The organism is Shewanella halotolerans (assembly GCF_019457535.1).
GTDB lineage: Bacteria > Pseudomonadota > Gammaproteobacteria > Enterobacterales > Shewanellaceae > Shewanella > Shewanella halotolerans.
In genome coordinates this window covers 493,187-514,949 of sequence record NZ_CP080417.1, presented here as the reverse complement: position 1 = coordinate 514,949, position 21,763 = coordinate 493,187, and the positions used below count along the sequence as shown (strand labels likewise).

General features: G+C 56.2%; 21 protein-coding genes. 8 read left to right on the top strand and 13 right to left on the bottom strand.

Going from position 1 to position 21,763, the window contains the following annotated elements:
* Positions 1–11 precede the first annotated feature (11 nt).
* Positions 12–2,918 (top strand): RNA polymerase-associated protein RapA, encoded by a 2,907-nt coding sequence (rapA, locus tag K0H81_RS02370; RefSeq protein ID WP_220059758.1) that lies wholly within the window; start codon positions 12–14, stop codon positions 2,916–2,918.
* Positions 2,919–3,053: 135 nt separating this feature from the next.
* Positions 3,054–3,938, top strand: a complete 885-nt coding sequence (locus K0H81_RS02365) for a DUF3530 family protein (RefSeq protein WP_220059757.1) — start codon at positions 3,054–3,056, stop codon at positions 3,936–3,938.
* A 34-nt stretch (positions 3,939–3,972) separates the two neighbouring features.
* Here the strand turns inward: K0H81_RS02365 and K0H81_RS02360 are convergent, their stop codons facing one another.
* Together K0H81_RS02360 and K0H81_RS02355 are read right to left on the bottom strand one after the other, a co-directional pair.
* The gene (locus K0H81_RS02360) at positions 3,973–4,470 is read right to left on the bottom strand and encodes a YqhA family protein (RefSeq protein ID WP_220059756.1); all 498 of its coding nucleotides are present in this window, start codon (positions 4,468–4,470) and stop codon (positions 3,973–3,975) included.
* A gap of 171 nt (positions 4,471–4,641) precedes the next feature.
* Positions 4,642–5,451 carry a crotonase/enoyl-CoA hydratase family protein gene (locus K0H81_RS02355; protein WP_220059755.1) on the bottom strand — a complete coding sequence of 270 codons (810 nt, stop codon included), beginning with the start codon at positions 5,449–5,451 and terminating at the stop codon, positions 4,642–4,644.
* Positions 5,452–5,855: 404 nt separating this feature from the next.
* On the opposite strand from K0H81_RS02355, the gene K0H81_RS02350 reads away from it, so the two are divergent.
* Together K0H81_RS02350 and K0H81_RS02345 are read left to right on the top strand one after the other, a co-directional pair.
* Positions 5,856–6,851, top strand: coding sequence for a response regulator (locus K0H81_RS02350; protein ID WP_144199925.1), 996 nt, complete (start codon positions 5,856–5,858; stop codon positions 6,849–6,851).
* Between the two features lie 13 nt (positions 6,852–6,864).
* Positions 6,865–7,836, top strand: coding sequence for a GGDEF domain-containing protein (locus tag K0H81_RS02345; RefSeq protein WP_144199927.1), 972 nt, complete (start codon positions 6,865–6,867; stop codon positions 7,834–7,836).
* A 77-nt stretch (positions 7,837–7,913) separates the two neighbouring features.
* On the opposite strand, the gene rraB is transcribed toward K0H81_RS02345, so the two are convergent.
* The 6 genes from rraB to K0H81_RS02315 all read right to left on the bottom strand — a co-directional run bounded on the left by rraB (position 7,914) and on the right by K0H81_RS02315 (position 12,596).
* The gene (gene rraB / locus K0H81_RS02340) at positions 7,914–8,321 is read right to left on the bottom strand and encodes a ribonuclease E inhibitor RraB (protein WP_220059754.1); all 408 of its coding nucleotides are present in this window, start codon (positions 8,319–8,321) and stop codon (positions 7,914–7,916) included.
* Positions 8,322–8,345: 24 nt separating this feature from the next.
* Positions 8,346–9,080, bottom strand: coding sequence for a 1-acylglycerol-3-phosphate O-acyltransferase (locus tag K0H81_RS02335; RefSeq protein ID WP_144199931.1), 735 nt, complete (start codon positions 9,078–9,080; stop codon positions 8,346–8,348).
* A gap of 237 nt (positions 9,081–9,317) precedes the next feature.
* A complete protein-coding gene (locus K0H81_RS02330; RefSeq protein ID WP_144199932.1) occupies positions 9,318–10,109 on the bottom strand; it encodes a metal ABC transporter permease in 792 nt (263 codons plus the stop codon).
* A 60-nt stretch (positions 10,110–10,169) separates the two neighbouring features.
* Positions 10,170–11,081, bottom strand: coding sequence for a metal ABC transporter solute-binding protein, Zn/Mn family (locus K0H81_RS02325; protein ID WP_220059753.1), 912 nt, complete (start codon positions 11,079–11,081; stop codon positions 10,170–10,172).
* Positions 11,065–12,258 (bottom strand): hypothetical protein, encoded by a 1,194-nt coding sequence (locus tag K0H81_RS02320; protein ID WP_220059752.1) that lies wholly within the window; start codon positions 12,256–12,258, stop codon positions 11,065–11,067. Before K0H81_RS02320 ends, K0H81_RS02325 begins: the two co-directional genes overlap by 17 nt.
* A 77-nt stretch (positions 12,259–12,335) precedes the next feature.
* Positions 12,336–12,596: a hypothetical protein gene (locus K0H81_RS02315; protein WP_011864252.1), complete on the bottom strand. Its 261-nt coding sequence runs from the start codon at positions 12,594–12,596 to the stop codon at positions 12,336–12,338.
* Between the two features lie 302 nt (positions 12,597–12,898).
* Here K0H81_RS02315 and K0H81_RS20225 point away from each other — a divergent pair, with 302 nt between their 5' ends.
* Positions 12,899–13,024 carry a hypothetical protein gene (locus tag K0H81_RS20225; protein WP_258406364.1) on the top strand — a complete coding sequence of 42 codons (126 nt, stop codon included), beginning with the start codon at positions 12,899–12,901 and terminating at the stop codon, positions 13,022–13,024.
* A 112-nt stretch (positions 13,025–13,136) separates the two neighbouring features.
* Here the strand turns inward: K0H81_RS20225 and K0H81_RS02310 are convergent, their stop codons facing one another.
* On the bottom strand, positions 13,137–13,472 hold the full coding sequence (locus K0H81_RS02310; RefSeq protein WP_220059751.1) for a hypothetical protein: 336 nt from the start codon (positions 13,470–13,472) through the stop codon (positions 13,137–13,139).
* A 124-nt stretch (positions 13,473–13,596) separates the two neighbouring features.
* On the opposite strand from K0H81_RS02310, the gene K0H81_RS02305 reads away from it, so the two are divergent.
* Positions 13,597–15,219 carry a mechanosensitive ion channel family protein gene (locus K0H81_RS02305; RefSeq protein ID WP_220059750.1) on the top strand — a complete coding sequence of 541 codons (1,623 nt, stop codon included), beginning with the start codon at positions 13,597–13,599 and terminating at the stop codon, positions 15,217–15,219.
* Positions 15,220–15,364: 145 nt separating this feature from the next.
* Here K0H81_RS02305 and K0H81_RS02300 read toward each other — a convergent pair whose 3' ends face one another.
* The gene (locus K0H81_RS02300; RefSeq protein ID WP_220059749.1) at positions 15,365–17,059 is read right to left on the bottom strand and encodes a formate--tetrahydrofolate ligase; all 1,695 of its coding nucleotides are present in this window, start codon (positions 17,057–17,059) and stop codon (positions 15,365–15,367) included.
* A gap of 173 nt (positions 17,060–17,232) precedes the next feature.
* On the opposite strand from K0H81_RS02300, the gene K0H81_RS02295 reads away from it, so the two are divergent.
* Positions 17,233–18,123, top strand: a complete 891-nt coding sequence (locus tag K0H81_RS02295) for an aldo/keto reductase (protein ID WP_220059748.1) — start codon at positions 17,233–17,235, stop codon at positions 18,121–18,123.
* A gap of 159 nt (positions 18,124–18,282) precedes the next feature.
* Here the strand turns inward: K0H81_RS02295 and K0H81_RS02290 are convergent, their stop codons facing one another.
* Complete coding sequence (locus K0H81_RS02290; protein WP_144200149.1) at positions 18,283–19,122, bottom strand: MaoC/PaaZ C-terminal domain-containing protein; 840 nt, start codon at positions 19,120–19,122, stop codon at positions 18,283–18,285.
* A 202-nt stretch (positions 19,123–19,324) separates the two neighbouring features.
* On the opposite strand from K0H81_RS02290, the gene K0H81_RS02285 reads away from it, so the two are divergent.
* The gene (locus tag K0H81_RS02285; RefSeq protein ID WP_220059747.1) at positions 19,325–20,107 is read left to right on the top strand and encodes a methyltransferase; all 783 of its coding nucleotides are present in this window, start codon (positions 19,325–19,327) and stop codon (positions 20,105–20,107) included.
* An 8-nt stretch (positions 20,108–20,115) separates the two neighbouring features.
* On the opposite strand, the gene K0H81_RS02280 is transcribed toward K0H81_RS02285, so the two are convergent.
* Together K0H81_RS02280 and K0H81_RS02275 are read right to left on the bottom strand one after the other, a co-directional pair.
* On the bottom strand, positions 20,116–20,748 hold the full coding sequence (locus tag K0H81_RS02280) for an MCP proteins methylation stimulator CheD (protein ID WP_011864245.1): 633 nt from the start codon (positions 20,746–20,748) through the stop codon (positions 20,116–20,118).
* Between the two features lie 107 nt (positions 20,749–20,855).
* Positions 20,856–21,740, bottom strand: coding sequence for a TraB/GumN family protein (locus K0H81_RS02275; RefSeq protein ID WP_220059746.1), 885 nt, complete (start codon positions 21,738–21,740; stop codon positions 20,856–20,858).
* Positions 21,741–21,763: the final 23 nt, after the last annotated feature.

The following is a 21,763-nucleotide window of genomic DNA, read 5'->3' as shown; positions in this document are numbered from 1 at the left end:
AGAATTTGTAAATGCCCTTTTCCTTAGGTCAACGTTGGATTAGTGATACCGAATCGGAACTCGGTTTAGGTACTGTCATTGGACTCGAAGGCCGTATGGTCACCCTGATGTTCCCCGCCACTGACGAAAACCGCATGTTTGCCCGCGACGATGCCCCGCTAACCCGAGTGATCTATAACCCCGGCGATATCATTGAGAGTCACGAAGGATGGAGCCTCAAGGTCAGCGAGATCGAAGAGAAGAACCAACTTGTGATCTACCACGGTATCCACACCGAGACCGGCGAAGAGGTCAGCCTCAGAGAGACGCTGCTCAACCACAATATTCGTTTCAACAAGCCCCAAGACAGGCTGTTTGCCGGCCAGATCGATCGTCTGGACAGATTTGGCGTGCGCTATCAGAGCCAGCTGCTGCGTCATAAGCTGGCCACCTCAGATCTGCTGGGCCTACAGGGTCCCCGCGTCGGCCTGATCCCCCATCAGCAGTGGATCGCCCATGAAGTGGGCCAACGCTTCGCGCCGCGCGTCTTATTGGCGGACGAGGTGGGCCTGGGTAAGACCATCGAAGCCGGCCTGATCATCCATCAGCAGCTGCTGACCGGCCGCGCCGAACGTATCCTGATCATAGTGCCAGACACCCTACGTCATCAGTGGTTGGTGGAGATGCTGCGCCGCTTCAACCTGCGCTTCTCGGTGTTCGACGAAGACAGATGCGTCGAGGCCTACGCCGACCACGACAACCCCTTCTACACAGAGCAGCTGGTGATCTGTTCACTCGAGCTGCTGCGTAAGAAGAAACGCCTGGATCAGGCGCTGGATGCCGACTGGGATCTCATGGTGGTCGATGAGGCCCACCACCTAGAGTGGACCGAAGAGGCGCCGAGCCGCGCCTATCGCGTGGTCGAGGCCCTGAGTGAAGTGGTGCCCGGCGTGCTGCTACTGACCGCCACCCCGGATCAGCTGGGCCACCAGAGCCACTTCGCCCGTCTGCGTCTGCTGGATCCGGACCGTTTCTACGACTATCAAGCCTTCCTCAAAGAGGAGGAGAGCTATAAAGAGGTGGCGAGCGCCGCCGATGCCCTGGCCAGCGGTAAGCGTCTGCCCGACGAGGCCGTTGCCAGCCTGACCGAGCTGCTCAACGAGAAAGATATCACCCCGGCGCTGCGTCTGATTGAAGATGAGAGCGTCGATAACGAACAACGTGACCAGGCCCGCAGCGAGCTGCTGCAGGAGCTGTTAGACAGACACGGCACCGGCCGCGTGCTATACCGCAACAGCCGCGCCTCTGTGAAGGGCTTCCCGACCCGTATCTTCAACGCACACCCTCAGACCATGCCGGCTCAGTATGAGACCGCCGCCAGGGTGTCTGACATGATGGGTGGCCAGACAGATCTGACCGCCAAGGTGAAACAGGCCCTGAGCCCAGAGAAACTGTATCAGGCCTTCGAGAGCGATAGCGCCAGTTGGTGGAAGTTCGACCCTAGGGTCGACTGGCTGATCGATTTCCTCAAAAACCATCGCAGCAAGAAGGTGCTGATCATCGCCAGCCAGGCGGAGACCGCTCTGAGCCTGGAAGAGGCCCTGCGCACCCGTGAGGGGATTCAGGCCACCGTATTCCACGAAGGCATGTCTATCATAGAGCGCGACAAGGCCGGCGCCTACTTCGCCCAGGAAAGCGGCGGCGCCCAGGCGCTGATCTGTAGTGAGATCGGCTCGGAAGGTCGTAACTTTCAGTTTGCCAGCCACCTGGTGCTATTCGACCTGCCACTGAATCCGGATCTACTGGAGCAGCGCATCGGTCGTCTGGACCGTATCGGTCAGGCCAACGATGTCGAGATTCATCTACCTTACCTGGCCAACACGGCCCAGGAAAACCTGATGAACTGGTACCACAAGGGACTGAATGCCTTCGAGCAGACCTGCCCTACCGGCCATATTCTGTTTAACGAGTTTTCCGAGGAGCTGCTGACCCAGCTGGTCTACCGCGACGAAGACAAGTTCACCCAGCTGCTCAACCACACCCAGAGCCGCTACAAGGCGCTGAAAAAGGCAATGGAACAGGGCCGCGACAAGCTGCTGGAGATCAACTCTCATGGCGGCGACAAGGCGCAGAAGTTAGTGGAGAGCCTGGCGGCCCGCGACCAGGACACCCAGCTGATCGGCTCTGTGATCCGCCTGTGGGACATCATAGGCGTCGAGCAGGAAGACAGCGGTGAGAACGCCATCGTACTGCACCCGAGCGAACACATGATGTTCCCGACCTACCCGGGTCTGCCGGAAGATGGCATTACCGTCACCTTCGACCGTGAGATGGCGCTGTCCCGCGACGATATCGCCCTGATCACCCAGGAGCACCCGCTGGTTCAGACGGGGCTGGATCTGATCACCTCTTCCGAGACAGGCACCACCAGCGTCGCCGTGCTCAAGAACAAGGCACTACCTGCGGGCACCATCTTCTTGGAGCTGATCTACATGGCCGATGCCTCGGCGCCGCGCTCGAGCCAGCTCTACCGCTACATGCCGCCGACCCCGGTACGCGTGCTGCTGGACAAGAATGGCAATAACCTGTCGCAGAATGTCAGCTACGAGAGCTTCGACAAGCAGCTGAGCGCGGTCAACCGCCATATCGCCAGCAAGCTGGTGAACGCCTCGCAAACCCTGCTGCATCCGCTGTTTGCCAAGGGTGAGGAGTTTGCCCAGGCGGCGATGAAGCAGCTGACCGAAGAGGCCAGCAACAAGATGACCCAGCAGCTCACCGCAGAGCTGGAACGTCTGGAGGCCCTCAAGGCGGTTAATCCCAACATTCGTGACGAGGAGCTGGAGCACCTGAGAAATCAGATGGTCGAGCTGGGCAACTACTTAGATGCCTGTCAGCTACAACTGGACGCCGTGCGTCTGGTGCTTGTCAGCCACGCCTAATCTGCCCTTAGCGCTACACCTCTTCCACTGGCACCGACCTCTAGTCGGTGCCTGCTTCTTCTGCATTTTATCGCCAATGGCAAGCACTTAGGCTTATACTGACGCCATAGCCAAAGTAAACGCCCAATGACTTAGATGCCGATGACTCTACGCTCCACACAGCTTAGCCTTGCCCTACTCGCTCTGATGAGCCTGGCCCTAATTCCCGCTATGGCCTCGGCCCAACGCAGTACCACGCCAGAATATGATTACCTGCCGCCTGCCGAGGTGGAAAAAATAACAGTAGGTGACGCAGAGCAAGCTGTATTGGTGCGTCCCTGGCAGGGGCGAAATCAATATGGTGCGGCAGTCTTATTAGGAGATTTAGGCGAGGACGCCGACCCAGAGGGACTGCTGGCGTTTCTCAGGCGAGAGCTGACACCCAAGGGCTGGGCGACCCTCAGCATAGGCGCGCCTCAGGGCGCGGCGCAGCCTAACCATATTACCGAAGCAGGAGAGATCCCTAAGCCGGGTGAGCAGCAGCTTAGCCAGAAGAGTAATCAGAGTCTGCCGAAATACAGCCAGGAGGAGTGGGCGGCACTAAGGAAGCAACAGAAGACGGTGATGAGTCAGACCCTGGGGCAGCTCGACTCTCTCGGCAAGAGTTATCCAGGTAAACGCATACTGATCGTTACCGGCCAGAGCGCCGGCCTGGTGATCGAGATGCTGACGGCCGCAACGCTGCCGAGCCCAGATCTACTGGTGGTGATCAACCCTTATCTTGAACAGGATGAGGAGAATCGCGATCTGCCGGGCAAGCTGGCCAAGCTGGCGCTGCCGGTGCTGGATATTCAATCGCCGGACGGACTGCCCGCCTCGCTGGCGACCCAGAAGGCCCGCAAGGCCCTCTCTCCCATGGGGGAGCCGCTGCGGTATGAGCAGCAGCAATTGGCGTTAAACCTGGATCAGCCCAGCGCCTGGCAGGATGTGCTGACCTTAGTGCAGGGCTTCGCCCAGCGCATCCTGCGGGCCTATCCATAAAGAAAGGGGTATCTAGCCCCTTACTTCTTGTCTTTTACTTCTTGTCTTTACTCAACATCAGGGCCAGGGCGATCAGCACGACGATGACGCCCATGTAGAGCAGCTCGAGCATTGAGGTGGGCTTCATCTCGGTAAAGTAAGAGAACACCTTAATGATCAACATCATAAGGATCACTTTACCCAGCTTACTCTTGAGCGAGTCTATGCTGCTGATCACCAATATCTTACCGCCGGCGACACTGTCTTCCGCCGCTTGCAGGTTACTGATAAACAGCTCATACAGGCCGAAGGCGAAGATGAGCAACACAGAGCCCAGCAGGAAGGTATCTAAGATCTCGACCACCACCATCACAAGATCGTTACGCACCTCGTAGCTGCCGGTCAGCACATAGTCCCACAGCAGGGCGACCATGTGGACCACATCCTTCATTCCCATGACAAACACCACAAAGGCCGCCAGCACACAGGCAAACACCCCAATCATCACAGAGAGGCGGCTACTCCAGAGAAATCGTTCGAACCCTTGTCGCATTATCATGCTTTCCTTAATCAAAAATTTGGCAGCGGGATACTAGCGGGCCTCAGGGGCTTAGTCGCGCCTGGGGAAGCGGAGTGTGAAGCAGATCACATTGAAAATTACTTATCACTCATTCGGTTAGCGGCGACATCTCTATGTCGCCGACCTTACCGATAAGGGTTCTAATTAGCGCCACCAGGGCTGACGCACCTGGTAGCGCCGCTCGGGATCTTTGGTCTGACGCAGGGCGGCAATCACCCGGTTCTTACCCAGTAACAGGCGTACCTGGCTCAGGGATTCCCGCGCCAACAGGCTGCGCTCACCGGCGCGCCAACTCTTGTTGATGCTGAACTTGATCGCGGCGTTAGCATCGGGGGAGGTGTTCGCCAGCCTCAAGGCCAGCGCCTCGGCGGCCTCGCGCGGCGCCTCACTCACCTGGGTCACTAGGCCATAGGCCTTGGCCTGCTCGGCGTCGATCACCTCGGCGGTCATGGTGAGCTGCATGGCAATATCCATACCTACCAGCTCCCTCAGGCCGACCAGGCCCGCCATGTCGGGTACCAGGCCCCACTTGGCCTCCATGATAGAGAGGCGGCAGTCTGGCGCGGCGATACGCATATCGGCCCCCAAGGCTATCTGAGTGCCACCGCCATAGCAGATCCCCTCGAGCACACAGATCACAGGCACGGGCAGGCGGCGCCAGCCGATGGAGACTCGCTGCGCCAGGTTGGCATTGCCCGGCAGCCATTTAAACAGCAACTTAAACGCCTGCATGGGCGACTTCATCACGCTGGCCACATCCAGGCCGGAGCAGAAGTTGCCGCCACTGCCACTGAGGATCACCGCCCGCACGTCTCTGCGCCTGGCGATAACCTTCTGCACCTTCACGATAGAGTCGAACAGCGCATAGTTGAGGGCGTTGTACTTTTCCGGCCGTGACAGTTCCACCCAAGCGATGCCTTCGGCTATGGTCAGGGTGACGTGGGGATGTTGCATTCCTTTACTCCTCAATCGCTGCAGTTAATCTCTGCTACTGGTCAGTCCAGAAGGAATGTAACACATTTGGCAAATATCCCTAAAAGATATAACATAAGTCCGTTTTTTGACTGGCGTCAAAATATTGCCAACAGAGCGTTTACGGTTGTTAATCAAGCTGATAGATAATAACCTTTGGACAAAGCTTGTCATTTACCTGCGCCGACACACCCGGCGACCCGACCTGGATGTCTGGGATTCGGGTAGATACCCCGGCAAAGAGACCAACTGTAAGTCCACTTAAAGCCTGTCGTTACCACAGACAAAACCGATGAAAACTGCCTCAGGACGAAGCTTTTAGCCACCAAGCAAGTGATTTGGTGTTATCTTCTAATAATGAAGGCAGATTAGGATGTTATAACTAGATGTCGATTCCCGTACTCATATGCGATGACTCCGCACTCGCTCGCAAGCAGATGGCCAGGACCCTGCCCAAGGAGTGGGATGTCGAGATCACCTTTGCCAATAATGGTGCCGAAGGTATCGAGGCGATCAGGGCCGGCAAGGGCGAAGTGGTCTTTCTCGATCTCAACATGCCAGTCATGGATGGTTACGAGGTACTGGAGACGATTCAGAAGGAAGATCTACCCGCCCTGGTGATCGTGGTCTCCGGCGACATTCAGATCAAGGCCCACGAGAAGGTGAAGGCTTTGGGCGCCCTGGACTTTATTCAGAAGCCGGTGAGTGCCGATGCCATCAGCAACATACTCCAGGAATACGGCATACTCACCATAGCTCTGGGGGAGCAAGAAAACGACAACCCCATGATAGAAGTGGATCTGCGCGACGCCTGTCAGGAGGTCGCCAACGTGGCCATGGGCCGCGCCGCCGATCTGCTGGCCAAGCTGCTGGATGTCTTCGTACTGCTGCCCATCCCTAACGTCAACGTGCTGGAAGTCAGCGAACTCACCATGACCCTCAAGGCTACCGAGCGCTACAGCACGGTATCGGCCCTGTGCCAGGGCTTTATCGGCGCGGGCGTGGCCGGCGAGGCGCTTTTGCTGTTTCACGACTCCTCCTTTCAGGACATGGCCAAACTGATGGGACTGGCAAATCCCGAGGATGCCAACACAGAGATAGAGGTGATGATAGACACGGGCAACGTGCTTATCGGCGCCTTCCTTAGTGGTATCTCGGAGCAGCTGCACATGAAATTCAGCCAGAGCCATCCCGTGGTGTTGGGGCGTCACTGCACTGTGAATGACCTGATCCACGACAACTCGGAGAAATGGTCCCGCACTCTGGCGATGGAGATCAACTACCGCATCGAAGGCCATGATATTCAATGCGATCTCCTGCTGCTGTTTACCGAAGACTCTTTGCCGACGCTTAACTATAAGCTGGGCTACCTGCTGGATTAAGTTGGACCAAGATATGGCATATGACCAAAGCGCGATGAATGAACTCCACTGGCTGATCGATATGGTACAGACCATAGAGGTGGGCCTGGTCGTACTGGATCGCGACTACAACATCCAGCTGTGGAACGGCTTCATGGAGAACCATAGCGGCATCTCACCCAACTCCATCAAGGGCAAGAATCTATTCGATCAGTTCGACTACCTGCCGGCCAACTGGCTGAAGCAGAAGATGGAGTCTGTGTTTCTGCTCAAGAACCGCGCCTTCATCAGCTGGGAGCAACGCCCCTATGTGTTTAAGTTTGGCAACTATCGCCCCATCACGGGCCGCGCCGACTTCATGTACCAGAATGTGACCCTGCTGCCCCTCTCCTCCCTCACGGGCCAGATCACACATATCAGCATGATCATCTATGACGTCACCGATGTGGCGATCAACAAGTTACAGCTCAAGGCCGCCAACGAGCGCCTGGAGCACCTGAGCCAGACAGATGGCCTGACCCAGCTGCATAACCGCCGTCACTGGCAGCTGTGTATGCAGAAGGAGTTCGACCGCCACGCCCGCTACGGCGAGCCCACCACACTGGTGATGTTCGACATAGACCATTTCAAACGGATCAACGACACCTATGGGCATATCGCCGGCGACAGGGTGATCCAGCATGTCTCCCATATCCTGCGTCAGTCACTGCGTGACACAGATTGCGCCGGTCGCTACGGCGGTGAGGAGTTCTCCGTGGTGCTGTCGAACACCAATGCCGAGGCCGCACTGCATTTTGCCGACCGCCTGCGGGAGAAGATCGAGGCCTCTGAGCTGAGGTTCGAGAGTGCCATCCTCAAGGTCACAGTCAGTATCGGCATCTGCGGCATAGACGAACATCTGAGCAATAGCGCTCAGTGGTTAGCGCAGGCCGACAGCGCCCTCTATCAGGCCAAGCAGAAGGGGCGCAACTGTTGCGTCATCTTCAATCCCGATGAAGCCGAATGAGGTCAAATATAATCTGTGACAGATACGAAAAAGCCCATCTATGATGGGCTTTTTACTCGATGCGAGAGAAGCGAAGATTAATGGAAGCGAGAGTCTTCCTCTTCATACTCCTCGTCGTCATCTTCCATCTCGTCGCCGATGAAATAGGTGCCCCAACCGTCATAATCCACCTTGAGCTTAGCCGCCAGCAGAATCAGATCTTCACAGGCCTGGTCCAGCAGGGCCACGTCGAGTTTGTGATAAGCGATGGCGTCGAAACAGAAGAGCACTGAGCCGTCTTCCAGCTCCATCTCTTCGGCATCGTTCACCTCGAAGCCCATCTTAAAGGCTTCCACCGCCGCCTTCTCCAGACGGTCGAAGTTAGAGGCCGAGAAGTGATGTTCTATGGTGTATTCGGCATCTGGCTCAGAACCATCGGCAAGAATCGCATCCACGATCTCCTGGTTTTCCTGTTTCTGTTCCTGCAGCTGACGTTCTGTAGACATGGATCTCTCCGAATAAAAATGTTCTTAATTAATTGCTTTCTTGGCCATCAGGGCACTGGCTTCATGATTAAGCTGAGCCAGTTTTTCCGCCATCATGGCATGAATCCGGGTAGAAAGCTCTTTTACCTGAGACTTGGCCAGGCCTTTAGTCTCTATGGGATCCATCATCTCGATGATCACCACGCCGTTGTTCCAACGGTTGAGCTTAATATGTTCCTGATTCGACGCCAGCACAGGCACCATAGCGACACCCGCCTCGATGGCGGTATGAAAGGCGCCCGCCTTGAAGGGCAGCAGCCCCTTGCCCCGTGAGCGTGTGCCCTCAGGGAAGATCCAGATAGAGAGACACTTCTCTTTGATCTTCTTCGCCGTCTGCGCCATGGTCTCAAAGGCGCGGTTACGGTTTTTACGGTCGATCAGTATGTTACCCGACAGCCAGTAGATCTGGCCGAAGAAAGGGATCCAGGCCAGGCTCTTCTTGCCCAGGCTAACAGTCCCCTTAGGCACGGCGGCCGTATGGGTGAACATGTCAAAATTGTTCTGATGGTTGGCCAGGAAGATACAGGGCTCGCTGCGCTCCACCTTGGGCTTGCGCACCACCACCTTGACCCCCAATACTGGCGCGGCCCAGGAAAAAATCTTAGCAAACAGATGCACATTGTCTCTATGACGGGGGCGCAGCAGACAATAGAGGCCGCCGAAGACAAAGGCCAACAACAACATGATGGCTAAGATCAGAGATCTGAAGATTAACAGCACAACTTACTCCTGTGATTTCAGTGGCGACATTATAGCAGCAGGCCTTTTGACTTACACCTGTCGTCTTACCCCCCCTAGCAGCCTGATAGGATACAGGGCAAGTGTTAACGATATAAGTCATGGAATTAACAGTAGAAAAACATCACCGCAATCATATGCAGCTAAGAAAAAAGCGGGTGAGTGCCTACTGCCCCCAGCCCGCTTACCTCACAAGTGCGTCGTTTTTTATCGGCTTTTTTAGTTAGCTTCGACTTTTGTAATCGAACTTTCTCTGAGTAGTCTTGACTGTAGCAGACGAAACGCGACCGTGCTGACCGCCAGAGTAGCCACAATCGCCGCGCCGCTAGGCAGGTCGAAGCTGGCCGATAGCAACAGACCTATGCCATAGCCCAGCAGGCCCACCAGATAGGCCAGCGGCCATTTACCCTTGCCGCGCAGCTTGTTGACCGCCAGCGCCGGTAAAATCAGCGAGCTGAACACCAGATAGACGCCCACCAGCTCCACCGACAGGGTGATCACTAAGGCAAACAGCAGATAGAAACCGGCACCGTTGAGTATGGCGGGGCGCAGGGCGATGATCGCCAGCACCAGGCCCGACACCACGGCCGGTAGGATCAACTGTGACCAGTTCACCCAGAGGATCTGCCCAGACATCAACTGCTTAAGCATCTCGGCGCCGTGGGGGTCGTTCGACAGCAAGAGCATGGCCGCCACCGCCGACAACACATAGAAGCAGCCGATGATCGCCTCCAGCTCATCGGCCATCCGCTTGGCCAGCCAGGCGATAAACCCGGCACCTAGCAGGGCAAACAGGGCCGGCATCCAGACCGTGGCATAGGGCAGGTGCTCCAGCTCATGGTTGGTGTGAGCAATAATCGCCCCCAGCGCCGCCACCTGGGCGATCGCCAGGTCGATGAAGATGATGCCCCGCTTAAGCACCTGACTCCCGAGCAAAACATGGGTTGAGAGCACCAGAATACCCGCGGCGAAGGCGGGTAACAGGATAGATAAGAGATCGAGATCAAACATAGTTGAGTACCAAAAAGCGAACAACGGCGCCCCCAATGAGGGCGCCGGATCTAAGCCAGGCTAGCGATTTACGCTCAGCAACAAGTGGAGAACGCTGTCGTACAGGCCAAAAAGATCCTGGGCGTCATCGTTGCCGCCGACCGACATAGGCAGATTCACCACTGGCAGGCCGGTACGCTCACCGAGCCAGTTGGCCCCGCGCTCATCCTGATAGGAGGCGACGATAATCGCCATCACATCGCCCTGCCCGGCGCGCCCCTGCAGGCTGGCCAGATGACCCGTGCTTGGCGGCAGGCCAGGCTTAGGCTCGAGATCCCCCACCTGCTCCATGCCTAACCAGTTAAACAGGTAGCGGAAGCTGGTGTGATAGGCGATCACCTTCTTGCCCTGAAGTGGCGCCGCCTGTGATTGCCAACGGCCAATCGCCGCCTGCCAGCGCTGGCTGAAATCGGCCAGAGCCGACTCGTAAGCCGCGCGATTATCCGGATCCAGCGACACCATCTTGGCCGACAGCGCCTTAGCCACCTCCAGCAGACGCTCTGGGTCGAAGTGCAGGTGCGGATTACCCTGGGCGTGGACATCGCCCATGCTGCGATCCACCTGGGCCAGCTTATCCAGGGTCTGGGTATGCTCGGCGGCATAGAACAGCCCCTTGTCGGTCGAGCGCACCTGAGCGTTGGCCGACTTCATCTGCAACATGGGCAGCCAGCCCACCTCGAGATCGGCGCCGGCGCAGACCGCCAGATCTGCCTGGCGCATCTTAGCGATAAGGCTGGGTCTAGCCTGCACCTGATGCGGGTCCTGCATCGCAGTGGTCGCGGCATAGATCTTAGCGTCCGGTGCTAGCTCCTTGGCCAAGGCGGCATATTCAGGCTCGCAGGCGAAGATATTCAATTTCGCCTGTGCACCACAGGCAAAGCTCAGCGCCAGCGCCGCAACGCCAGCCTTTAAGTAGTTAGAATTGATGCGCACCGTGAGCCCCCAGAGTCATGACATATTGAAGTGTAATGACGTTATCATCTGTGATGCCGTCAAAGTTAGTGCCTTGCTGATTGGTATATTGCAGACGCACAGTAGAGAAGTGGCTGTGATGCCAGGCCAGGCTCACCTCAGTCTCTTTCAGTTTCTGGGCATCGAAATGCTCATCGTGCATCAGGTGCGTATCGACCTGACCGTAACGCAGGCCTGCCGACCAGCTTGGCGAGAGCTGATAAACAGAGCTGAGATACCAACCCGTATGGGCATCCGGCTTAGCGGTATCATGATCGTCCACCGCCTCATGATCATGGTCGTCCAGCGGTGCATAGTCGCTCACACGGAAATACTCGCCGCTCAGGGTCAGGTGCTGATACTTGTAGTTGCCCTGGGGCGCCCACTTGTAGACGAAGTCCGCCATATAGGTGTTCTCACCCGTATAGCTGACCCCATGACTATGGTCATGACCATCCTCGGCCACCACGGCTTCTTCATGCTCCTCATGGGCGCTGAGGCGACCGTTTTCGTTACGCAAATAACTCAGACCCAGCTGCCAGGAGCTGCTGACACCAATATCGCCACCCAACTTAGTGTAGGCGGTGTAGACGCCGACGCTCTTAAATTCGCGCTCGCCGTGTTCATCTTCGGCGCGCATATTATCGCCCTTGAAGGCCTCGACACCCATGCTCCAGTAGAGATCCGTTGGCGCGACATAGTCCAGACGCACACCGTCATCGAAGTAATGCCCACCGAGGAAGGCACGATAGGCCGCCGGACGATCTGAGAAGGCATCGGTATGCACATGCTGATTGTTAAGGTAACCCACATCCGACAGGAAACGACCGCCGCGCATCGACAGGCCATAGGGCATCGACAACGTCTGGATGAAGGCCTCTTCGAGTCCCACCTCGGTCTCGCCATCAGCGACCTCAATGACTGTGGTCAACTTGCCATAGAACATATCGTCTATGTTGGCGCTCAGGGCCAGCTCTGTGTGACCCAGACCGAAGCCCTCGACACGCTCGGCCATTGGGCGCTCGGCGTTTTGATAATAACCATCGAGCACCGCACTGATGGCAGGGTTAGTCAGGCTAGGATCCGCCGCAAAACTTAGGGTTGGTAAACAGGCACAGGCAAGAGCAACCGCCGACAGGCGCGCATTGAAATTTATCATAATGTCTCCAAAAAACAGCTAAACGACTCTGCCGCCAATGGGGCGCAGAGTATTAATTATCTTGAGTTTTTGAGGTATTACGATTGTGCGGGCGGGGCGCGGCTCTGGAAGTAGTCGACATGGACGGCAGCAAGGACCGTGGGCTCGCGCAGCGGCACTTCCACCGTGAGGCTGGGCAGGCTAAAGCTGAACTCACCGACCGGCAAGACGCTATTGAGCTGCAGTTTTTGAATACACAGGGTGCAGTGTGTGGTGGCGCCCTCGTCCAGATGTTCCAGGCTATGGGCAGGCGCAAGCACAGACAAGCAGAACAATATAGCACTAAGCCATATCGCCACTCCTCTTACTTTTCCTTTTACCTTTATTGCCATGGGATCTACTGGACGCATTCAAATTCCGACCAAGTTTAGGGATACGAGTGATGAAGTCAAGCCAGAATTGGCGGTGGCTCAGGCTGGAATGTAACAAAAGTTATTCGAAAATTTTACTTATGCGCCGACCCAAAGCGTGGCCCACATCACGGCCAGATTGGCTAAAATTAAGTCTGACTTAAGTTAGTGACACTAAGATGACAGCTAAATTGAGCGGCGGCTCTGAGCTACCGACTCTCACTATTTAAGGTTTAAAGGAAATGCTCTCTATGAAGGAATTTTTTCGCGAAAATTTCAAACTGCTGTTCTGGACCGCCATCTTCTTTGTCGCCATTCTCGGCGGGATCTATTACGTCGAAGCGGCGCTCGAAGCCCAGGTTCAGGTCGTCGAATAACGACTTTGACCTGAGTCTGCTTTTTAAGAACAAGGCACAAATATCATATTTCAGATGAGCTAGGCGCCAGGCCTGGCTCTGGCGCAGCATCATTTAGCAGGCAACAGCTCCCTCAACGATACTTCTGTCTGTGCTCGCTGTCGTCCACCTCTTGCCTAGGCGGGGCTTGGGTCACCTTGAGGTGGTCCATCATATGGCTCACCAGCAGTATCATCACGGCAAATATCGCCACAGGCGTGGTCAAGTTACGCCACTCGGGTAGGAAATAGCCCACGACCAGCATCACCAGCCCCAGATAGAAGCCCAACATCTTCAATCGCATCAATGCGGCACTTCGACCCAGCCAGGCCTCGCAGTGGGGACATTGAACCTGAGCTTCCAGCCCCTTACCCCGCTGGGCAGACACCTGCTGGGCGCGAAAGGAGTGGCTACAGTGAGGACACAGCACAACAAACTCTCAAATAACGGCAAAGAGTGCTAGTCTATCAGATTGCGCCGCCGCGCGTTGCGAATTTACAGCGCAGATGGAACAGATTATGATTCCAGCCATTAGCTAACACAGGACGGATAATATGTTACGCAACTTAGCCCTGGCGCTGGTGACTATGATGGCCCTAGCCCATCTTCCCGCCACCGCCGATGAAGCCCTCCAGCCCCCCCAGCCCCTGACCGAACTGACTCAACTGCAACAGACCATAGATTCAGACATCGCTAAACTAGGCAATGCCAACGGCGAGATGAAGCAGTTTATCGAGTACCGTATCAAGGAGCACGCCAACCAGGTTCATGACAAGTTCAAGCTGCTGATGAATCAGCAACCACTGGATAAGGCAAACCTACTGCCGCTGCTGCAGAAGCATCTGGCCTTCATCGACAAGGTGGCCGACTACTACGCCGCCGATATCGACCAATTTAAACAACAGCTTGGCAGCGATAATGACACGGGCGTCATGTATAAGCTCGCCATGCGGGATCGCCAGCGCGACGAGATCCTCAGCGCCAAGTATGAGACCCTCACCTGGCTAGACGCCCTGGGCGAAGATACCCAGGCCATCAAGACCCAGCTGACCACTCAACTGCTGAAACGCTCAGACATGCTCAACAGCCTGGTGCATTTCACCCAGGACAAACTCAAGCTGGCGGTGGATGAGGCGGCCAAGGCGGGTAAGGATGTCACCAGTGAGCAGACCGCCTTGGTCACCAACCTCAACGAGCGACTCAGCCTGACCAGCGCCAGCCTGTCGGTAGCGATCGAACTGCTGGATGCCCTGAGCCAGGACACCACAGCCCTCAAGCAGACGCTGTTTAGCATCTCAGGGGACATCACCCAGGACGTGCTCAACGTCGATGTGGCCAGTAACCTGCTGGATCAGTGGTGGAACAAGGCCAAGAATCAAGCGCTGGACAACGGCCCTGGCCTGCTGTTCAAGCTGTTTGTCTTCCTGCTGATCCTCTTCCTGGCCCACCTGGCCGGCAAGGCGGTGCAGCGCATCGTCAAGAAGATGGTGAGCAACTCTAAGCTCAAATTCAGCAAGTTGCTGCAAGACTTCTTCGTCTCCCTCTCGGGTAAGACAGTGTTTGCTCTGGGTCTGATGATCGCCCTGTCACAGCTGGGCTTCGAACTTGGGCCACTACTGGCCGGCTTCGGGGTCGCGGGTGTGATCATAGGTTTCGCCCTGCAAGATACCCTGTCTAACTTCGCCTCGGGCATGATGATCCTCATCTATCGCCCCTACGACGTGGGCGACCTGATCAACGCCGCGGGCGTAACGGGTAAGGTGAGCCAGATGAGCCTGGTCTCCACCACCATCAAGACCCTGGACAACCAGCGCCTGATCATTCCCAACAACAAGATCTGGGGCGACACCATCAACAACATCACGGTGGAACATCAGCGCCGCGTCGACATGACCTTCGGCATAGGTTACGGCGACAACATAGAGAAGGCCGAGCAGGTGCTGCGCGGCATAGTCGACGAGCATCCTAAGGTGCTCAAGCAGCCTGAGCCGACGGTGAAGCTACACCTGCTGGGCGAGTCTTCGGTGGACTTCGTGGTGCGTCCTTGGGTGAAACCGGAAGATTACTGGGATGTGTATTGGGACATCACCCGTGCGGTGAAGATGCGCTTCGACCAGGAAGATATCTCGATTCCTTTCCCGCAGCGCGACGTGCATATCTACCAGACTGGCAAGTAAGGGATCAAACAGAGCTCTTAACAAGACAGCCTTTAACAAGAAGGGCTGTAACAAGAGAGCCCTTTACAACACAGCCATCAACAAAAAAGCGCCTGCAACTGCAGGCGCTTTTTTATCTATTTTAAGCTAGAAAGACCAGCCAACCTTAGGCTAGACCGGTGATCTCGCCTCGCTCATCGATATCTATGTTGAGGTAACCGGGACGTATCCCAAGTCCTGGCATGGTCATCACCTTACCCACCAGCGCCGTTATAAAGCCGGCACCGGCATTGAGTTTCAGCTCGGCGATGGGCAGCTCGAACCCTTGTGGCGCCCCCTTGAGCTTAGGATCATGGCTGACCGACATGGGCGTCTTGGCGATACAGAGCGCCAGCTTATCGAACCCATGGCGTTGCAGCTGAGTCAGCTGAGCCTTGGCCGTGTCGGATAAACTGATGCCGCTGGCGCCGTAACCTGCCTCGGCGATGGTCAGCAGCTTGGCCTCGATAGACTGCTTGGTCTCATAGAGATAACGAAACTGGCTCGGCTGCTCGGTAGCGCGTACCACGGCCCTGGCCAGCGCCACCGCCCCCTCGGCTCCCTGGGTAAAGGCTTCGCAGACTTCGCAGGCAAACACGCCCTCTTGCAGCACGCGGGCCTTGAGCCAGTCTAGCTCCTCCTGAGTATCCTCGGCGAAGCGGTTGATGGCCACCACCAGCGGCAAACCATACTTGGCCACGTTACTGATGTGCCAGCTGAGGTTGGCATAGCCGGCTGCAAGCTTATCCATCTCGCTACCTGCGTCAGGATTATGAGACTTGAGCGCCTTGACCGTCACCACCAATACCGCCGCATCCGGCGCATTGCCCGACTGACGGGTCTTGATATTACAGAATTTCTCGAAGCCCATATCGGAGCCGAAGCCCCCCTCGGTCACCACGATATCTGCCAGCCTGAGGGCGATATCGTCGGCGATGATCGACGAGTTACCATGGGCGATGTTGGCGAAGGGGCCAGCATGGATCAGACAAGGGGCACCACTTAGGGTCTGCATCAAGGTCGGCGAGATGGCCTGACTCATGATGGCCGTCATGGCGCCGGCCACACCTAGATCTTCGGCGCTGATGTAGTTGCCCTGTTTGTTCTGCGCCAGCACAATACGACCGATACGGGCACGCAAGTCCTTAAGATCCCGGCTCAGTGCCAGAATCGCCATCAACTCGGAGGCGGCGCTGATATCGAAACCGCCCTGATGCACAGGGCCGTTAACATCACCAAGGCCGACCGTGATGGTGCGCAGGCTGCGCTCATTCTGATCTACTACCCGGCGCCATAAGATCTTCTCGGGATCGATATCTAAGGGCGCTAGCCCAGATTGTTCGCGAAAGGCCTCACAGCCCAGACGCTGTTCATGATAGAGGCGGGCATCAATGGCCGCGGCCGCCAAGTTATGGGCACTGGTCACCGCGTGTATGTCGCCGGTCAGATGCAGGTTGAGATCTTCCATGGGCACCACCTGGGCCAGGCCACCACCGGCGGCGCCACCCTTGATGCCAAACACAGGTCCCATGCTGGGTTGACGGATACAGGCGCAGCTCTTCTTGCCGATCGCCTGTAAGCCCTGGGTCAGGCCGATACTGGTCACTGTCTTGCCTTCGCCGAAGGGAGTCGGCGTTACCGCCGTGACTATCACTAACTTACCATGTTTGTTATCTTTAATTCGGTTGGTGATAGCCAGATCGACCTTGGCCTTGGTTCTGCCGTAAGGGCTTAATTCGTGGGGCAAGATCCCGAAAGCAGTAGCTATGCTTTCTATGGGTTGTAAGCTGGCTTGGCGTGAAATTTCGATGTCAGTCAGCATATAGCGCTCCTACAATGAATAAGCATGAAAAAAAGCGAGCTGGTGCGAATATAGAGGAAATGGTGATCATTACAAACCTATTCATTGTCGGCGAAGGTATTAATTAAGGATTTATGAATCTAAATCAATAAAATGATTATTAATGGAAAAAATTAATCCAAACGGAGCAGCCCATGAGTCAGCAAAGCTTTACATTCTCCCCCTTTATCGCCGGCTTCTGGCGCCTGGATAGCTGGCAACAGACATCGCAGCAGACCCTGGCGTTGATCGAACACTACCTCAGCCTGGGCGTGACCTGTATGGATCATGCGGACATCTATGGCGAGTACAGCTGCGAGGCACTGTTTGGCCGCGCACTGGCCCTCAAGCCCGAGCTGAGACAGCAGATGCAGATAGTCACCAAGTGCGGCATCAAGCCTGCCTTCGCCTCGACACCTGAGCGCTACGTCAACCACTATGACACAGGCTATCAGCACATTCTCACCAGCGTCGATAACTCGCTTAAGGCGCTGCGGGTTGATGAGATAGACCTGCTGCTGATCCACAGACCAGATCCCCTGATGAATGCCGACGAGGTCGCCCAGGCCTTCGAGCAGCTCTATCAGACCGGCAAGGTGCGCCACTTCGGCGTCTCCAACTTCACCCCGGCCCAGTTTGACCTGTTGCAGTCCCGGCTGGATCGCCCCCTGGTGACCAACCAGCTGGAGATCTCGCCCTTAGCCATGCATACCCTGAGCGATGGCAGCCTGGATCAGGCGCAGCAGTATCGTTGCCCGCCCATGGCCTGGTCCTGCCTAGGTGGCGGCGAGATCTTCAGCAGCCAGAGCGAGCAGGCCAAGCGACTTCGCCAGACGTTAACCAAGATAGCCGCCGACCATGGCACGGACGATATCAGCCAGATCATCTACGCCTGGGTGATGGCCCTGCCGAGCCAGCCAAGGCCTATCATAGGTAGCGGTAATCCTGAGCGGATCAGTGCCGCCGTCGCCGCCGGCGAGATAAAACTCGACAGGCAGGAGTGGTTTAGCATCTGGCAAGCCTCCACCGGCCACAGCGTCCCTTAGGGCTCTAAGAAGTCATTACCTTTCTCACCAGAAACGAAAAAGCCAGCAATCTGCTGGCTTTTCTCTATCCCTCTAAAAACTAAGACCTAGCCATTTAAGCTAGCTTTTGAGGAATTAGCTTTTAAGGTTTTAGCTTTCAAGGATTTAGCTTTCAGGGATTTAGTCGTGAAACTTCACCTGACCCGTCAGGTGCGGTCTGCGCCCCTTGACGTCGCGCAGTTCGAACATCAGCCCCTCGGCACTCTCGGTATCGAAATCGAAACTCACCTGGGCCGGCATGAGTAGCGGCAACTTGAAGGCCACCTCTACGGTACAAGGCTTATCGCCGATCTCAGGCATCAGCTGGGCCACGCTTCGTGCCTTAGACCACATGCCATGGGCCAGCACGCGATCGAAACCGAAACGCTTAGACAGCACGGGATGCAGGTGGATCAGGTTATAGTCGCCCGATGCCTTGGCATAGCGACGACCAAGATCTTCGCTCAGTTCCCAGCTAACCGGATTCGACCAGCTCATTGGGCTCGCCTTAGGCGGACGCGCGCGCTTGCCGCTACCCTCGATACGGTAGAGATAGGTCGACAGCGACTCCCACACCAGCTCGCCGCCGACAAAGGCGCGAGACACCAGCTCAAACTCCAACCCTGAGTCTGTCATCTGACTGCTGGTCAGCTCACACTCAAGATCATAGCGCTCATCCACACTCGTGGTGCGGTAACGGGTAATACTGTTCTTCAGGTGGATCATGCCCAGCAAGGGGAAGGTGATCGCATCTAAGGTAAAGATGCTGGCATGCAGGCGAAACACCATGACATAAAGATAGGTCAACGGTAGCTGCTGACCATCGAACTCGAAGCCACACACCTTGGCATATTGGGCGACCTTATCGCCGCGCACTGCCACCTGTGGACAGGTCACCTTAACATGGGGCAGAGGCTGCTCGTCCCAGCCTGGCTTTCGGCCAAAAAAGATCTTGCGATAAAGCGATAACAGCGACGGCATCGCCTTAAGTTCAACACAAATTTCTTTATTCACGCTATCCAAACCCTTCACACTTTACTTAGCCTAAAAATTGCAAGCCCGCGAGTATACCCCAAAATCACGCTTTTTACCTAAACCTTAAGTCTGTTTAATGCGCGTCGCCCCCGCCTATGGCAAAATAGCCCTCCTAATTTCAGTCAGCTTTTCCCATGGGCGTCACTCTGTGCAAGACAAAAACTTCGATGCATTAGCCGGTAAATTTGCCAAGAACATCTACGGCACGCCTAAGGGCGAGGTCCGCGCCGCCGTGCTGTGGCGGGATATCTCCCAGGCCATGACACAACTGCCCGAGGGGCCACTGCGTATTCTGGACGCCGGCGGCGGCTTCGGCTTCTTTAGCCAGAAGCTGGCGAAGCTTGGCCATAGCGTCACCCTGTGCGATATCTCCAGCGAGATGTTGGCCCTGGGTCAGGCGCAAATTACAGAGTATGAAAGCAATAGCGGTGAGAAGCTGGACATCACACTGCTGCACGCACCGATTCAATCCCTGAGCCGGGAAGATCTTGGCCAGTTCGACCTCATCCTCTGCCATGCGGTGGCCGAGTGGCTCAGCGATGCCAAGCAGACCCTGGCCGGTCTGACCCAGTTGTTAAAACCCCGGGGGCTGTTTTCCCTCATGTTCTACAACAAGGAGGCGATGCGCTTTCACAGCCTGATCTCGGGTAACTTCGACTATGTGGCGGCGGATTTCAAGGTGAAGAAGAAGGTGGGCCTGACCCCAAGCTACCCCCTGTATATCGACGATGTGCGAGGTTGGGTGAGTGATTGGCAGATGGAGCTGGTAACGGCCTCTGGCGTGCGGGTGATCCACGACTACCTCAAGACCCACCAGCCCCCTAATTCAGATTTCAGCCAGCTGCTGGAGATGGAGCTGCAATATTCGACCCACCCCGCCTACATAGGCCTGGGGCGCTACGTCCACTTCATCACCCGTTGGCAAAGATAGCTAACTCACTAATCGAACAGCTCCACCTGGCTCTCCCCTTGAGCCGTGACTATCTGTTTCAGGTAGCGCTGCTCTTCGCTCATCATCTTACTAATCCGCTCAGGTGACAGGCGCATCAGCTTAACCTTGCCGCTGTTGGGATGAAACAGCACCTTACGCGGCCAGGGCCCGCCAAGATCTTCGCTCACTATCTCTATGCCCTCAGTCTTGAGGTAGTTCTTCACAAAGCTGATATTGGACTCGCCGACGTTTAGCACACTAGTGGCAGTCATCTGCGCGCCGCCGAAGACCTTGGCCTTGAGGCGATTACGCATGCCACCCAGACTCAAAATGCTGTTAATCAGCTGCTCCATGGCCCAGTTGCCATAGCGGCAGGTATAGCTGGTCAGCTGATGCCAGTCTTCATGGAGTTGCCGCTCGGGCAGCAGGAAATGATTGAGGCCGCCTATGCCCAGCAAGGGGTCCCAGATGCAGGCGGCGACGCAGGAACCCAGGCGGGTGAAGATCAGCTCATCATGGGCGGTGACATAGAAGTTGCCGGGATCGACCCTGGCCACCACGGCGTCGTGGCGGCTATCCCACTGGCGGGGAATCGCTTCAAATTCCGGTCGAACGGGGAAAAGGGTCGCCTCTGCCTGCATCTTGCCTCCCTGCATCGATGGACTTGGCGTCCATCGAGATCTCTCCAAGGTTTATCCTGCCTATCAGTATAGCCAAACGGGAGAAACCGGTGCAGAGCAGAGAAAGGTTAGTTACAGGCCGTCTGCCAGCAATTTTGTACCTTGGCTCCTTCTATGCCGGTAAACTTGGCGGGTATCCCCTTATCCCCCACCACGTGCCCAGCACCAACCACCACAAACAGCGGCGACGGGCCATCTTGCTGCATCATCAAGGATCTGATCTTGGCCGTCATCTGCTCGTTGCGTTGCCACAGCATCTTGTCGATAAGCTCCTTATCGCCATCGTGCAGCATCTGCCCCTGCATCAAGGCATCGAGCCCCGCCTCATCGCCACTGCGCCAGGCCTTGATCAGCTGCACCATCTCCTCATCCGGCGCATCTATCGCCTCCAGCACCATATCCCACTGCATCTGCGGGCTGAAAGAGGCCATCAGCTTAAACTGATACTCTGTGCTCTCAAGCTCGATCACAGGGCGCGAACCGTTCTTGCTCAGCATCATCTGATCCACGCCCCACTGGGCCTGATAGCCCAGGGAGGCGAAACGCATCACGCTAAACTGCATAGCCTGCATCCAGGGTGCGTAGGGCTGCATGGGCGTACAGATCTCGCGGCGAGTATGGCAGTATTCTTCAAGGCGCGTCTGGGTCTTGGCATCGGCCGCCACCTGAGCCAAACCATACTTGCGGATCAGCCCCATGATATCCGCCTTGTTAGTGTCGGCCTCAACCGCCAGGGCGCCCGACTTGGCAAAGGCCGCTTCGATCTGTTCTGCCATGGGGTAAAAATCGGCCTGGCCGATATGAATCGATCCCAACAGATAGGTCTGCTTGCCTTGATAAGTGATCTTATAGAAGGGCGGCTTGTCATCACCGGCGGCCATCGCGCTGAGTGACATGATCCCTGTCAGTAGTAGAATCCCTATAGTTAATAAACGCGGTCGACTTGTTGCCATCTGGCTTGCCCCTTATAATTCGG